We start from the raw sequence: 14,710 nt of genomic DNA, 5'->3' as shown, positions 1-14,710 counted from the left end.
CGCTGCCCCCCAAGGGGGCTAATTCGCCTTGGGGCGGCCCGGCGGCAAATTGCCATCACTACTCAGTAGCGGCAGCACCATCTCGATGTGCTTGATGCCCGCTTCCACAAAGTAGTCCCCACGGATCACAAAGCCGCGCTTCAGGTAAAACGCCTCGGCACTGATCTGCGCGTGCAGCATTACTTCGCGATCTCCACGCGCCTTCGCGGCGTCCAGCAGGGCATTCAGCACCGACAAGCCCACCTTGCTGCCGCGCACGGATCGGTCCACCGCCATGCGACCGATGCGCCCCACACCTGGCTCTGGCTGCACCATGCGACCGGCACCCACCACACGCCCTAAAAGGTTCATCGCCACCGCGTGAATGGCGGTCTGGTCCGCCGTATCAAACACCACCGTTGCAGCAATCCCCTGCTCTTGCAGGAAGACATCGTTGCGCAATTGCGTGGAAGGCGCCTGCAGCTTGCCCCAGTTGCCCACCTCAACCTGCACCATGGGCTCACCGGCTTCAAACGCGTTCAAGGTGTCGCGCAAAGCCTGCGGCACTGGTTTGGACTTTTGCGTCTGCGGATCAGCAAACACATAGACCAGCTCACCGGATACCAACAAGGCGTCGCCACAGCGGATTTCGCCTTCAAACACCATCGAAGAATTGCCAATACGGGCACAGCGCATGCGCACATCCAGCGTGTCGTCAAAACGCGCCGAGGCGTGGTACTCCAGCGTGGACTTCTTGACATACAGATCGCCGCCCAGGTCATGCATCGTTGTCTGATAGGGCAAAGCCAGCGCGCGCCAGTAGTCCGTTACGGCCGTGTCCAGGTACATCAGGTAATGCGCGTTGAACACGATTTTCTGCATGTCCACCTCGGCCCAGCGTACGCGCAGCCGGTGAGAAAAACGGAATTTGGAGGCACTTGTGCTCATGGGTTAAAGGCTTTCTTCAATGCGTTCGCGGCATCGGCGTGGGCGACGGCTGCTTCAGGAACTGCACGGCCCATCTTGATGAACTCGTGCACCACACCGCGATAAATATCGAGGTCGACGGGCACACCTGCCATGCGCAGCCGATCGGCATAGGCCACGCCCTCATCGACCAGGGGGTCGCATTCTGCCAGACCCATCCACACCGGCGCGACGCCGGCCAGATCAACGATTTCACCATTTTCGGTTTTGCCATCCAGTGGTGCAAAGCGCCAGTCGTCCCGGTCCTCCGGGCCACGCAGATAGTGGGTGAAAAAGTAGGTGATGCTGGCTTCGTCCAGCACAAAGCCTTTGGCAAATGTGCGGTGCGACTCGGTGTTTTGGTGTCCCGCGCAGCCTGGGTAGATTAGTAGTTGCAAAGCCAACGGCAGGCCAGCGTTGCGCGCTTCTATGGCGCAAGCGGCAGACAGCGTGCCGCCTGCACTATCGCCGCCCACGGCCATACGTGTGCCATCCAACCCATGGTTTTTGCCATCGCGTGCGACCCATTGCACTGCGTCCCACGCATCTTCGTGCGCGGTGGGGAACTTGAACTCCGGCGCCAGCCGATAGTCCACCGACAGCACGGCACATTGCGCCAAGTGCGCCAGCCGGCGACACAGTCCATCGTGCGTAGCGATGTTGCCAATCGTGAATCCGCCGCCATGAAAGTACACCAGCACCGGCAACGCGCCGCCGCCGGGCGCATACAGGCGCACGGGGATGTCAAAGCCGTCGCGCGCTGGGATCGTGAAGCTCTCCACCCGTTGCAGTTGCTGCGTCGGTAACTCCAGCACGCCAGCGCCCGCAATGTAGGCGGCCCGCGCCTGCGTAGGGCTGAGCATGTAGAAAGGCGGGTGACCGGCGCGCTCCATGCGCTGCAAAACGCCGCGCATCGCTGGGGTCAAAAGGGCGTTGGGGTTACGAGGGTGACTCATATTCTTTGGCGTTCTTGGTACAGTGCAATTTTTCCCATCCTACACGGCGCAAGACTATGGCTTTTATCTACTACGTGACACAAATCCAGTTTGAATTCGGCGCCGTGAAATTGCTGAAGCAAGAATGCGAGCGCGTCGGCATCGCGCGTCCACTGGTCGTCACCGATGCGGGTGTCAAAGCCGCTGGCGTATTGCAAAAAGCGCTTGACGCCCTGCCCGGCATGACGGTCGCCGTGTTTGACCAAACGCCGTCCAACCCCACCGAAGCTGCGGTGCGCGCTGCGGTCCAGGTCTACAAAGCCAATCACTGCGATGGCCTGATTGCCGTGGGCGGCGGCTCTGCGATCGACTGCGCCAAGGGCGTCGCCATCGCGGCCACGCACGAAGGCCCCCTCACCCACTACGCCACCATCCTGGGCGGTTCGCCGCGCATCACCGATAAGGTCGCCCCCATCATCGCCGTGCCCACCACCAGCGGCACCGGCAGCGAAGTGGCGCGCGGCGCCATCGTCATCGTCGACGACCACCGCAAGCTGGGCTTCCACAGCTGGCACCTGGTGCCCAAGACCGCTATCTGCGACCCCGAGCTGACGCTGGGCCTGCCACCCAAGCTCACCGCCGCCACCGGCATGGACGCCATCGCCCACTGCATGGAAACCTTCATGGCCCCTGCCTTCAACCCGCCCGCCGATGGCATTGGCCTAGACGGTCTGGCACGCGGCTGGGCCAGTATTGCGAAGGCCACGGCAGACGGCAGCGACCGCGAAGCCCGCATGAACATGATGAGCGCCAGCATGCAGGGCGCGATGGCGTTCCAGAAAGGCTTGGGGTGTGTGCACTCCTTAAGCCACAGCCTGGGCGGCGTAGATCCGCGCCTGCACCACGGCACGCTCAATGCGATGTTCCTGCCCGCAGTCATCGCCTTTAACGCCTCGGCCGAATCGATCCAAAAGGAAAACCGCCTGCAACGCATGGCCCACGCAATGGGCCTGCAATCCGCCAGCGATATTGGCCCAGCGATCAAGGACATGAACGCCCGCTTGGGTCTGCCCACCGGCCTAGCCGCAATGGGCGTAGACGCCAGCCAGTTCGACCAGATCATCGTCGGCGCGATGGCCGACCATTGCCACAAGACCAACCCGCGGATTGCGACGGAAGAGGAATATCGGGAAATGTTGGTGCAGTCGTTGTAGATTGCATCGGCCTACTCCCACCTAATGAACCGAGGCAATGATATGACCGCAGAACAACGCATCAAAGACTTGGGCCTAGTGCTCCCCGTTGCCAGTGCACCCGCGGGTAACTACTCGGCTGCAGTGCAGACTGGCAATTTGTTGGTGCTCTCCGCGAAGGCCCCGTTGCCAGTGGACGGCAAGTTGCCCAAGGGCCAGATCGGGCGCGAATATTCAGCAGAGGATGGCTACGCGTTCACGCGCTCGGCGTGTCTGGATTTGCTGAGCGTCATTCGCAACCAGCTCGGATCACTGGACAATGTCGCTCGCGTCGTCGAGTTGCATGGCTCGCTCAACACCACCCCCGAGTTTGAAGACCATGCACGAGTACTGGATGGGGCGTCTGACTTGCTGTTCGAAGTCTTTGGCGAGGCTGGCTTACATGCGCGCTCTGTCGTGGGTGTCAGCACGCTGCGCAAAGGATTGCCATTGACTATCCGGGCAACAGTGGAAGTGAAGCGAAAATAGTCGCTTCAATAGTTAAGGAAAATTGCAATGGCAACGGTGCGCGAAGGTAACAAGGGTGTTTTGATGGTTGTAGACGTGCAAGTTGACGTGGTGAAAGGCGCGTGGGACGCGTCCCGCATCGTCGGCAACGTGGCGCGCGCTGTCGAACGGGCGCGTGCCGAGGGTGTGCCGGTGATCTGGGTGCAGCACGCGGACGAAGAGCTGGTTCACGGCAGTCCCGAATGGCAATGGGCGCCCGAGCTTGTGCCCGCCGCGGGCGAGCCGCTGATCCACAAGAATTTCAACTCATCGTTTGAGCAGACATCTTTGGAAGAAGAGTTGGCCACACTGGGTGCGACCCATATCGTGTTGGCCGGCTGCGCAACCAACTGGTGCATTCGCGCGACCGCCTATGGCGCGCTGGAGCGCGGCTACGACCTGACGCTGGTCAAGGACGCGCACACAACGAAGACGATGGATCTGGGCGACGGCACTGTGCTTGCGGCGCAAACCCTGGTGCAGGACCTCAACATCGCAATGACCTGGTTGAGCTACCCGGGCCGCAAGAACGGTACGGCAACCGCGGAAGACGTTGCCTTTGCTACGGCTGGCCAGCAGGAATCTCAACCCACTGCCTGAAAAAAGCCGAGAGATCGGTGCCGGTCGCTTCTTCCATCGCTTTGCGGAAGTCCGCCGTCTCTACCGACTGGCCAAAGTAGCTCTGCGTGTAATGCTTTAGGCCTTTCCAGAATTTCTCTTCGCCCAGAGTGCCGCGCAACTCGTGCATTACCAGCGCGCCCTTGTCGTACACCAGGGAGCGGTCAGAGGCGGTGGGTTTGTCCCAATCGGGAAACACCAGTGATTTGTCCAGCCCTGCGTCGCGCACCGCCTGGTATTTGACGCGTGCGGCGGCTATCTGGCGTTGGTATTCGGCCGCGCCAAAGCGGTGTTCCAGATAGGCAGCGGTCATGAAGGTGGCGATGCCTTCGTTGAGCCAGAAATGCCGCCACGATTTGTTGGTCACGCCATTGCCCCACCACTGGTGCGCCATCTCGTGTGCGCCCAGCCAGATGGCTTGCGGGTCGGCCAATACGCGCGTGCCGTAGCGCACGCCCATGGTGGAGAAGCTGGCCATCTCCTGCGCTGCGGGGCCATTGAGCAATACCTGTCGGTACGCGGCATAGGGATAGGCCACACCCGCGCGCTCAGCGTAAAAAGTCAGCATGTCGGCGCTGTCCGCAAACACCTGCTGCAACGATGCCGAGGTAAACAGGTTCGAGGGGCCGAAGTACTGCAGCGACGTTTTGCCCGCCGACTCCTGCGTTTGAGTGAAATTGCCTGCGACAAAGCCATACAGGTAGCTCGGCATGGGCGATTCCAGGCGCCAGGCGTGCGTCACTTTGCCATCACCCTGCAACTGCACCGAATCGAGCTGGCCATTCCCCGCAGACAACAGCGCAGGCGGCAGTACCAGCGTCAGGCTGAACGGCGCACGCACCGAAGGATCGTCCAGGCAGGGCATCCATTGGCTGGTGCTGAATGCGGTGGACACCTGCGATGTGTCCTTGTCAAAGCGCAGACCACCACTGGCGTCACCGGTGTAACGGATCTGCAGTTGCTGCGCAGTGTTGGGCTTGAGCGTGGCCGGGAGTTGTACGCGAAACCGGGTTCCGGTCTTTTCAAACGAAAGCGCATCAGGACCGAGTTGCACAGACGCAATACGCAGCGCGCCAGCGTCCAGGTGGATGTATTGCAAGCCCTGCGTCTGAATCGAAAAGTCCATCTGCAACGTACCCTGGATCGTGCTGGTTTCGAACTGGGGTTCCAGCTGCAGCGTGAATTGCGTGACGCGCCAGTTGGTCTGCGCCATGGCGCTTGCGGCGCACAACAGGGCACACGCTGTCCCGGCCCAAAGAGCCAGGCGTCGTATCCATCGGTTCATATCGGGAGGATTTTGGAAGCGTCCGGCTTGTCCAGCCAGGCAGAAAACTCGGCGGCCAACTGTTCGCTGGCCGAAGTGGCAGCGGTCCAGGCCTTGACGCGGCTGGCCAGGTCCTGGCCGTAGTGGGTGAAATCGGTGCGATCCGGCAGCTTGGCGTTTGGCAGGGTTTTGACCCACTCGGGGTTGGGCGCCAAGAGCAGCATCGTATCCAGATGGTGGGTCGCCTTGTGGCGCCACTTCAGGCCCTTGTCCAGCCATCCGGGCACCACGGCTTTCTGGAAATGCGGGTACAGCACGATGCCATTTTGAGGGGCGCGTTGAGTGCCATTTGTGCCGCTAGCGCCCGCAGAATGTGCGTGAGCAGCTATTTCTTTGATAGCAGACGGAGCGGCCGGATAGTTCAGGTGCAAGTGGTAATCGGTGATGCCGCCATCCCAGTAGGCGCCCGGTGGCGCGTCGGGAATGTTGTGCACGGCCTTCAATACAAACGGAATGGAGCAACTGGCCTGTAGTGCAGGGTTGAAGTTGCGCTCGCTTAAACACACCTGGCGCGTGCGGTAGTCGGCAGTTCCGAAAGGCAGCGGCGCGGCGTGAGATTCGCAATTTGCCGCAGGGCCGCCCCAAGGCAAATTTGCCCCCTTGGGGGGCAGCGACCCGTGCAACGGCGAAGCGTGGGGGCAATATACCGGTGTAGAGAACACCACGCGCTCCAGCCATGCTCCCATGGCTTTGCGGTGCACGGTGTTGGTCAGGAGCGCGCCGAGGTAGCCCAGCGGTGTGCGCAGGCCATGCTCGGTGTTCAGCACATGCCTGCCGCGCGAGGTCACGATGTGCAACCGGTAACGCGGATGGTCCAGCACCTCGTGCACGCGACCGCCATAAAACGCCTGCAAGTTCTGGCCAAACAGCTCGCTGACCATGTCGGCCGATGGTCGCTTTTGACCAGGTGCCAGTTCATAGTGCTGGCGGATGTAATCGCTTTCGAGTCGCTTGAACGCCTTGACCGGGTCGATCAGGCACGCGGTAGACATGCGCCACGCGCCAATGGAGGCGCCCACCAGATCAATCGGCTGGTGGCTGCGCGTGAGCCAATCACCAAAGATGAACCGGTCCAGCGGCCCGAGTATCAGCCCCTTGGGGCCACCGGCAGCGCCGGCGATGGTACGAATGTCTTGGGGGCTGAGACCATTTTGGCGGATCGCCTGCAGCGCCTTGGGGCCTGCGTAGAGTTGTAGAGCGTTCAAGTGTGCGCTGCCCAATCAAAGGGATCTTGTTGCAAGGCCATATCAATATCCAATCCGAGCGCGACGCCGACCGCATCGGGGTAGCTCACGGCCATGCCCTTTTCGCTTAAACCCGCCTCCTTGCAGCGCGCGCGCCAAGTGGCCAGGTGGATCACACCGGCCATGGGTTCGTAGACGTTGTTTTCAAACGGCTCGTACTGGTGCTCCAGTGCATCAATCATGGTCTGGGGGAATTGCCATTGGCGCGCATAGCCTGCGCCCACCGAGGCATAGCAATAGCCAAACTCGCGTCGCTCCAAGCGCGCGCGTTTCAGGTCCAGCGGCGCAACCTCTTCGTTCAGCCGGGCAATCTCTTCGGGCATGGCCAGGTGCATCGCCAGTTCGCCCATGCAATGGATCAGCCCACAGGTAAATGCAGCCTGCTGGTTTTGCTTCACCACGCCCGCTAGCGCGCGCGATACGCGGGCCACGTTGAGGCTGTAGTCCCAAAACTGCTGCAGGTTGATGCCCGGCACAGCTTTCATCGACGCGCCAGCGGCGGCTTCTTGCGCCATCTTGCGGACCTCGACCAGGTTCAGCAGCGCCAACGCTTCAGAGACGCTGGTGACCTTGCCGGTGAGTTTGAAAAAATCGGAATTTGCCAACCGCAGCAGCCGGGTGGTCAGTGCCGGATCGGTACTGATCAGCTGGTTGACTTTGTGCAGGCTGACCTCTGGCCGGTCCAGTTCGACCAGCAGCAAAGCAACGACTTTGGGGATGCTGGGCAGATTGAACTGCTTCTCCAGCAACGCACTGAGTTTCATGGCAAACAGTCTCTATGCACCAAGGGGGCCAACGTTATGTTGCATGCATTATGGCGTGTCGATCGTCAATAGATTGCGCGGCGGCGCCTGCTCCCGTGGCTTGGTTCATACGCAGGGTGTACATCCACCCTTCACTTTGTTCCCAATTTGGGGTTGAACTGCTACATTGAGCGGCTTTAGGCCTCGCACCCGGCCTCACTTACCCCCGCCCTATCGCGACCGACCCTATGAACCCAAATCCTTCAAGCCTCTGCGCGAGTGCTACCGGCGGCGGACAGCGTTTTTTGCATTGGGTGCGTGCCTACTGCATGGGGGTCTTTGCAGCGAGTATTCTGTGTTTCGCGCCCGGTGCGATGGCTGCTTTCGCGACAGACTGCACGACGGGTTGCCACAATCCACCAGACGCAGGCGGTGCCAGGGTCAATGCCGCGAATGCGGGTTCAGTCATCACCGCCGCGAACTCCATCAATGGCATGGGCCTCTCAGCTCCGCAACTTGCGGCGGTTGCCTCATATGCCTCGGAGATCACCACCCTGCTGGGCGGCGCCTCCATTTTCACCGGCCCCACACGCGTCGTCGCCTACCACTCGGCTGGCAACTCGATCACCGTCCCCAACGTTGTAATGTCTCCCCTGAGCAACGTCATCACCAGCTATGGCGGCTCTGCCTCCTATGGATCGGTTGGTGGCGTGGGCACCACGGCCCTGACCTACACCCACACCGCAAACCATTGCGGGGCAGACACCGTGACCGCATTCGGACAGGGGGCGGCGACTACAGCCAACCGGTTTATTCCCATAACTGTCACCCCTCCAACGATCACCGCGCCCTCCCCGACAGTCAACCTCTCGTACTCTACAAGCACGCAAAACATATCGTTGGTCGGTATTGCCAATGTGTCCAACATCACCATCACCAGCACACCTGCCAATGGCACGGGGGCAGTGGTCAGCACCAATACCCTGAGCTACGCTGCCGATGCCAACACATACAAAGCCCAAGTGACCATCGGCTACCGGGGTGAAGGGCCTGGCGTATATGGCACTAGCAATAGCTGTGGCAGTAGCAACGGGACCCTTACGGTGAATGTGGGGCTTCCTCCGGTCCCTACGGTTGCCAATATCGGCACATTGACGGTGTCGTCAATGAGTCCCACCAACATTGACGTGACGGCCTACATTGCGGGCGTGGTAGCGAGCAACCCGTCGGCAACCTACGCCGTTGCCGCGTCCCAGCCCACGACCGGCGGATCGGGCTCATCCGGCGTCGCAGGCAATGTCATTACATACACACCGCCCGGCGGTTTTACCGGCCTCACCACCATCACCTATACCAAAGCGGGACCCGGTGGCACCTCCAATACCGGCACCATTACGCTGAACGTATCGGCTGCGCCTCTTGTGGCGGCGACTTCGGCCACTACCGCCTACAACACGCCCGTTTCGATCAATCTGGCGGGATCGATCACCTCTGGCACGGCGGTCACCGCGGTGACCCCATCGGCACAAACCAATGGTGTTGCAATTCAGACCGGACCAACGACCATTCAGTTCACACCCACGAATGGGTTCTTCGGTACGGGGTCTTTCTTGTACACCGCGGACAATGTTGGCGGTACCTCCGGCACGGCGCTGGTAACGTTGACAGTGAATCCCCCGCCACCCACCGTCGGTGCCACCTTCGCCATCATTCCCTACAACACAGCAACGGCCATTAACCTGGCGACCTCCATTGGGCCGGTGGGGGCCACGGTACTCAGCGTGACGCCATCGGGCGCGGTGGGCGGAACGGCGTTGGCCACAGGGCCATCCACGATCACTTTTACGCCAACGCCAGGATTGGTGGGCGCGGCGAGCTTCAATTACTCGGCAACCAATGCGGGCGGGGCCTCTGCCGGCACGGCCGCTGTCAGTGTGACGGTCTCAGCGCCCAGTGCGCCTAAAACGACCTCCAGCGCGATTTACATTCCGGCCAACGAGGCTTCCACCATCCAGTTGGGCTCCGACATCACCGGCCTTTTTTCCTCGGCAGGTCTCGTCACCCTACCTTCCAAGGGTGTGGCAACGCTTAACGGCACCACGGTGACCTACACCCCCAACGCGGGATATACGGGGGCGGACTCCTTTACCTTCAAGGCCACTGGCATAGGCGGCGACTCGAACGTGAGCTCGGTATTCATCACGATAAGCGCGTTGCCCATAACGCCTGCATTAAGCCGGGTTACGCCGATCAACAAGCCTGTGGCCATCGACGTCTCCGGCGTTGCGGCGGGTAACTTCACCAGCATTACCGTCACTTCACCCGCCAACGGGGCCGCTCAGGTCAGCGGAAAGCTCATCACCTACACCCCCAAACCGGATTTCACTGGCAAAGACACCTTTACCTATACAGCCGTAGCCGGGTCTGGCATCAACTCTATACCGGGCACTATTACGGTTGACGTATTGCCATTGCCGACTGCCAAACCGGCAGCAATGAACGTCCCGCTGAACACACCCACAAGCCTCAACCTGGGTCCACAGCTCTCAGGGGGCGCCATTAGCGGAGTTACCGTTGGCACGGCACCCGAGCATGGCACCGTGAAGGTGGTGGGGACCACCGTCACCTACACGCCTACGGCGGATTACGTGGGTGCCGATAGCTTTACCTACATTGGTGTTGACAGCGTTGCGGGGAATTCCCTGCCCGCGACCGTGTCGGTGACCGTGTTCCTTGTAGCCCCTTCGGTCAAGCCTGTGACACTCACCGTTGCACGGAATGCTTCAGGCAGTGTTGATCTCGCGAGCTACATCACCGGATCGGCGATCACCGGCATCAGCATCGACGTGCCGCCCAAGCAGGGCATCGCCAGGGTGGCCGGCACCATACTGACCTATACCCCCACGCCAGGAGTGTTCGGCCAGGATGCATTCACGTTCATTGCCTACGGAGCAGCCGGCAAGTCAACCCCGGGCTCCGTGAATGTGACCATTACCGGCGAGCCCGATCCCAGGAACGATGTCACGGTCAACTCCACCCTCAGCAGCCAGGTCCTTGCCGCCATGGGAATGGCCCGGGCCCAGGTCGCCAACTTCGCGCGCCATTCCGAACGATCGCAACGAAGTCGTTTCAACGGAGCGTTGGGCTGGAACTCACTCGGTTCTGCCGCAGCTCCGTCTGGCTTTGCATCCGCCTCGGCGGCTCCCTATGCCCTGGGGCCGCCAGCAATGGGCCAACAAAACGCCACATTGGCGTCGCTGATGCCCAATGCCACCCAGTTGCCCCTGGGCACCGCGCCTGCCAGTTTGCCGCTGTCAACGGGGCTTGCAATGGCCGCCAATGACCTGGGTATTGCCGGATCGCCGCTCTACGTCCTGGCCAACGGCCTGGTTCAAAACCGGTCTGTCGACTTGGGAGCTATCCAGCAGACATTTGGGCAGAGTACGGGTACGCCCACCCCAGAATCCACCAAAGTGTGGGTAGAGGGCGTGGCGAGCTTCGGTGTGCGGGATGCCAACGGGAATATCAGCGGCGCGAACTTCAGTTCCACCGGTATTACCTTGGGGGTCGACCAGGTCATCAGCGACAAACTGACCGTAGGCCTGGGCGTTGGCTACGCCCAAGACACAACCCATATCGGCACTGATGGCTCGCGCAGCGATAGCAAAGGCTACTCTCTGGCCGTGTATGGAAATTACATGGCAAGTGAGAACGTGTTTGTCGAGGGGCTGCTAGGGATTGGCGGCTTCGACTTCGATACACGACGCTATGTACAGCCCATGGACGACTTTGCGCTCAGCAACCGCAAGGGCTACCAATATTTTGGGTCTATCGGTGCCGGCTACGAATGGCATGGAAAGACCACGATGGTTTCTCCTTACGCGCGACTGGAGTTTTCGTCTGATCATCTGGGTGAAAGCACAGAAACCGGGGCGAGCTACTACGCTCTCACCTATTTCGAACAACCGGCGTCCTCCATGCAAGGTGTCGTCGGCTTGCGCGGCGAAGCCATACACGCCACGCCCTTCGGATTCGTAGTGCCACGGGCCCGACTGGAGTGGCGCCAGGATCTGCGCGAGAGCGGCGAAGCCACCATTGCGTACGCCGATCAGGTGGGGGGCACGCGCTACTCCATCAGTCCTGCGGGCAGCCAGCGTAGCGCGCTGGTTTGGGGCATCGGCAGTGATTTCATGTTCCGCGACGGCTGGTCACTCGGGTTGGACTACCAGCTGTCCCGCGTGTCGGCCAGTGAATCGAGTTTTGCGCTGCGTGTCAAAGTGACCAAGGAGCTCGGTGTCAAAGGCATGCCCAAGTTGCTGCAAGGTGTTGAGATGGACCTCAACGACGACAACGAAATCCAGGTGGACGCCGGTTACACCTGGGACGACAACATCACGCGCGGCAAAGTTGCAGGCGACATTCTGGTGGACAACCTGTACACGCTCAATGTCAGCAAGACCATGGCCGTCAACCTGAACGGTACCTCGCGGCTGCTCCTGACGGCTGCCGCGGGCGGCGAACGCTTCCAGAATTTCAACGGCCTCAGTAAATACACCCTGACCGGCGAAGCGACCTACCAGTACAAGGGCTCTGCAGAGTTTGATGCAGCCACCTGGGGACTGTTTGGAAAAGTGACGGCGGAAGACTTCCAGTCGGAGTTGCGCGATGGTTATCGCTACGCCCTGGGGGTATCGGTGATGCAGCCGTTGACGAACCGGATCACGCTGTCGGGCGCTCTGTCGGCCAATGGCCGACGTGCCCGCAGTGAGGTGTTCGGCACCAAAGACACCTCTGCACGCTTCAACGTTGATTATTCGCTGGGGCGCGGCGCAACCCTGTATCTGGGCGGGGAATACCGCAAGGGCGATCTGGTGTCGACCGGGCAAGCGTCGCTGGAGAACGTATCCATCGCGAAAATGCTGGTGGCAGACGACGCCTTTGATGCCGGTCGTTTCATCAGCTACCGGCTGGACGCGACTACCTGGTTGACCACCCTCGGCTACAACGTCGGCCTGGGGCCGCGCGATTCGTTGGATGTGTCATGGCGACGCGTGCAGTCCACGCCTGAGCTGCGCCCCACTTGGGCGACCTCTCCTACAAGCTACGTCAACAACCAGTTTTCGATCAGCTACCTGATGCGGTTTTAAGGCTATGCAACACACCCAAGCACTTCCTGCGTTTCTTTGCTCCATTGCCTTGGCTGCCCTGCTCGCGGGATGCGGCGGCGGGGGCGCTGGGTCGACCGGAGGGAAGGATGTCACTCCGACTTCGAATGGCCCGGTGACCACCACGGCAGGTCCGGACAGCTTCCTGCTGTTTCCCAATCCGGTCAAACTGTCCGACGGAAGCCTGCAGGTCAATACGCTGAACTACGCCGTGTCGTATTACAAGGCGATTGATCCTGGAAACGAGCGCGACACGCTTGAAAAATTCAAGACCCGCAACGGATTTGGCTCGACCGCCAACGGAGCCATTGAAGAGGCCATCATTTTTGGTGACCAGCGCGACCTGAGTTACGGCCGCAAGATGACCGGGCGCCAGAATGCAGATGGCAGTTTGGCCTTTGTCGTTGAAAACTATATGGTGGGTGGCTACGGGGCCTACTCACCCGTCAATCTGGAAGCAGCCATCAAGGGCGAATCCAAGTGGCACCTTGGCACCAATGCGATTGAGTTCAGCCCTGGGCCTGGCGGCACCGTGCGTTTCGTCAAGTACTACACCTACGACCCGGTCACCGGTGCGCGGCTGCTGATGGCGAATCTGGATGGTCGGGGCGACAAGGCCATGCCTACGATTTGCACGTCATGCCACGGCGGACGGGGTGACGCATTGACGCCGTCTGGCTTGTTCCCCAAGCTGATGAATGTCGCGTCCGGTGCCGATGTGGCCGCGCCCGACCGTGGTGGCATGCGCGGTGATCTCGCCGGACAGTTGCACGCGCTGGAGCCTACTTCCCTGGACTTCTCCCCGCTACCGGGTTACACGCGGGCTGAGCAGGAAGCAAAAATCAAGAGTTTCAACAAGATGGTGCTGTGCGGCATCAGCCTGCCCACCGGCACCACCAAGCCCACGGGATTTCCAGAAGACGACTGCCGCCGGGTGGCGAATCCCAATGAATACCAAGGCGCTGCCGCAGAACACCTGAAGAGCATGTACGGCGGTAACGGCCTGCCGTCGGCCACCAGCGCCAAGCTGGATACGTTCGTACCCGCCAGCTGGCAGGCGTACGGCCAGAGCAGCCTGTATCTCAGTACCGTGACACAAAGCTGCCGGGTGTGTCACAGCCTGCGCGGCACGGGCAACCAGTCCGATATCAGCTTCGAAGACTTCAAAGCCTTCGACGGCTATGCGTCCCGGATCAAGGCCCATGTGATCGACCGCGGCAATATGCCCTTGGCCAAGCTGGTGTACGACACCTATTGGGGCACGTCATCCATCAACCGCCCGATGGCCGACTATCTGACCGGCAAAGGATTCGCCGATGCCGCTGACGGCCGCCCTGGGCGTCCTGTTGCCGACCCGGGCCCCGGGCGCGTTGTCAAAACACTGTCAACCACGCTGGATGGCAGCATGAGCCTGTATTCGTCTTCGTACCAATGGGCCATAGCCGCGGGACCGGCCGGAGCCACCCTATCCGGCGCGACCACGGTGGCGCCGACCTTGACCGCGATTACAGACGGGGCCTACACGCTGCAATTGATCAGCAGCAACGGCATGGTGAGCAGCAAGCCCCAAACCATGACGGTGGTGATAGACCGTAGTCTCGCGTGGGACCCTTCCGCAGTCAGCTTTAGCGACATCAAGACCATCCTGCAGGCAGGCACCGGCAGTTGCACCACCTGCCACATCAGTACGAAAATTCCGGCCACCCAGACGCTGACTCCGCCGCTGTTTTACGACGACTATGACCGTGCTGCTACCGGTGTTGCCACCGATGCGACCAACCGCCAATGGCTGTATACGGAAGTCCGCAGCCGGGTCAACTTCACCGATATTGCAGCAAGCGCGCTGTTGCGCAAACCTTCGGGCAACCACCACGGAGGTGGGGTCGTGGCATTGAACGGGTTCAACGCAGAACTGCAGCCCGGAGCCCCTGGGCGGCTGGGCTACGACAAGATACTGGCCTGGATCCTTCGAGGCGCGCCGGAATAGCCTCCGCCGA

General features: G+C 60.9%; 10 protein-coding genes. 5 read left to right on the top strand and 5 right to left on the bottom strand.

What is annotated here, in order from left to right; translation table 11 throughout:
• Positions 1-18 precede the first annotated feature (18 nt).
• Both AC1DV6_RS12820 and AC1DV6_RS12815 read right to left on the bottom strand, forming a co-directional pair.
• On the bottom strand, positions 19-927 hold the full coding sequence (locus AC1DV6_RS12820; RefSeq protein WP_477977897.1) for a YbgC/FadM family acyl-CoA thioesterase: 909 nt from the start codon (positions 925-927) through the stop codon (positions 19-21).
• Positions 924-1,901 carry an alpha/beta hydrolase gene (locus AC1DV6_RS12815; protein WP_477977895.1) on the bottom strand — a complete coding sequence of 326 codons (978 nt, stop codon included), beginning with the start codon at positions 1,899-1,901 and terminating at the stop codon, positions 924-926. The genes AC1DV6_RS12820 and AC1DV6_RS12815 overlap by 4 nt, the downstream gene beginning before the upstream one ends.
• Positions 1,902-1,957: 56 nt before the next feature.
• Between AC1DV6_RS12815 and AC1DV6_RS12810 the strand changes: the two genes are divergently transcribed.
• Genes AC1DV6_RS12810 through AC1DV6_RS12800 form a run of 3 tightly spaced genes read left to right on the top strand, consistent with a single transcriptional unit; the run spans position 1,958 to position 4,219 of the window.
• Positions 1,958-3,094: an iron-containing alcohol dehydrogenase gene (locus AC1DV6_RS12810; RefSeq protein WP_477977893.1), complete on the top strand. Its 1,137-nt coding sequence runs from the start codon at positions 1,958-1,960 to the stop codon at positions 3,092-3,094.
• Positions 3,095-3,136: 42 nt separating this feature from the next.
• Positions 3,137-3,601: a RidA family protein gene (locus AC1DV6_RS12805; RefSeq protein WP_477977891.1), complete on the top strand. Its 465-nt coding sequence runs from the start codon at positions 3,137-3,139 to the stop codon at positions 3,599-3,601.
• A 27-nt stretch (positions 3,602-3,628) separates the two neighbouring features.
• Positions 3,629-4,219 carry a cysteine hydrolase family protein gene (locus tag AC1DV6_RS12800; RefSeq protein ID WP_477977889.1) on the top strand — a complete coding sequence of 197 codons (591 nt, stop codon included), beginning with the start codon at positions 3,629-3,631 and terminating at the stop codon, positions 4,217-4,219.
• Here AC1DV6_RS12800 and AC1DV6_RS12795 read toward each other — a convergent pair.
• The 3 genes from AC1DV6_RS12795 to AC1DV6_RS12785 form a co-directional block, all read right to left on the bottom strand.
• Positions 4,182-5,450, bottom strand: a complete 1,269-nt coding sequence (locus tag AC1DV6_RS12795; RefSeq protein ID WP_477977887.1) for a M1 family metallopeptidase — start codon at positions 5,448-5,450, stop codon at positions 4,182-4,184. The genes AC1DV6_RS12800 and AC1DV6_RS12795 overlap by 38 nt on opposite strands.
• Before the next feature lie 68 nt (positions 5,451-5,518).
• Positions 5,519-6,766 (bottom strand): phospholipase, encoded by a 1,248-nt coding sequence (locus tag AC1DV6_RS12790; RefSeq protein WP_477977885.1) that lies wholly within the window; start codon positions 6,764-6,766, stop codon positions 5,519-5,521.
• A complete protein-coding gene (locus tag AC1DV6_RS12785) occupies positions 6,763-7,569 on the bottom strand; it encodes an HDOD domain-containing protein (RefSeq protein WP_477977883.1) in 807 nt (268 codons plus the stop codon). Before AC1DV6_RS12785 ends, AC1DV6_RS12790 begins: the two co-directional genes overlap by 4 nt.
• A 353-nt stretch (positions 7,570-7,922) precedes the next feature.
• Between AC1DV6_RS12785 and AC1DV6_RS12780 the strand changes: the two genes are divergently transcribed.
• Together AC1DV6_RS12780 and AC1DV6_RS12775 are read left to right on the top strand one after the other, a co-directional pair.
• The gene (locus AC1DV6_RS12780; protein ID WP_477977881.1) at positions 7,923-12,695 is read left to right on the top strand and encodes an autotransporter domain-containing protein; all 4,773 of its coding nucleotides are present in this window, start codon (positions 7,923-7,925) and stop codon (positions 12,693-12,695) included.
• A 133-nt stretch (positions 12,696-12,828) separates the two neighbouring features.
• A complete protein-coding gene (locus tag AC1DV6_RS12775) occupies positions 12,829-14,700 on the top strand; it encodes a hypothetical protein (protein WP_477977879.1) in 1,872 nt (623 codons plus the stop codon).
• The last annotated feature ends 10 nt before the right edge of the window (positions 14,701-14,710 follow it).

Source organism: Rhodoferax sp. P2_H8_2, from assembly GCF_056403235.1.
This window is presented reverse-complemented; position numbering and strand designations above follow the sequence as displayed.

Excerpts from the sequence above, each read along its gene's own strand:
- AC1DV6_RS12785 (WP_477977883.1), bottom strand. The coding sequence starts at position 7,569 with ATGAAACTCAGTGCGTTGCTGGAGAAGCAGTTCAATCTGCCCAGCATC.
- AC1DV6_RS12810 (WP_477977893.1), top strand. The coding sequence starts at position 1,958 with ATGGCTTTTATCTACTACGTGACACAAATCCAGTTTGAATTCGGCGCC.
- AC1DV6_RS12795 (WP_477977887.1), bottom strand. The coding sequence starts at position 5,450 with ATGGCGCAGACCAACTGGCGCGTCACGCAATTCACGCTGCAGCTGGAA.
- AC1DV6_RS12820 (WP_477977897.1), bottom strand. The coding sequence starts at position 927 with ATGAGCACAAGTGCCTCCAAATTCCGTTTTTCTCACCGGCTGCGCGTA.
- AC1DV6_RS12805 (WP_477977891.1), top strand. The coding sequence starts at position 3,137 with ATGACCGCAGAACAACGCATCAAAGACTTGGGCCTAGTGCTCCCCGTT.
- AC1DV6_RS12780 (WP_477977881.1), top strand. The coding sequence starts at position 7,923 with ATGGCTGCTTTCGCGACAGACTGCACGACGGGTTGCCACAATCCACCA.
- AC1DV6_RS12800 (WP_477977889.1), top strand. The coding sequence starts at position 3,629 with ATGGCAACGGTGCGCGAAGGTAACAAGGGTGTTTTGATGGTTGTAGAC.
- AC1DV6_RS12815 (WP_477977895.1), bottom strand. The coding sequence starts at position 1,901 with ATGAGTCACCCTCGTAACCCCAACGCCCTTTTGACCCCAGCGATGCGC.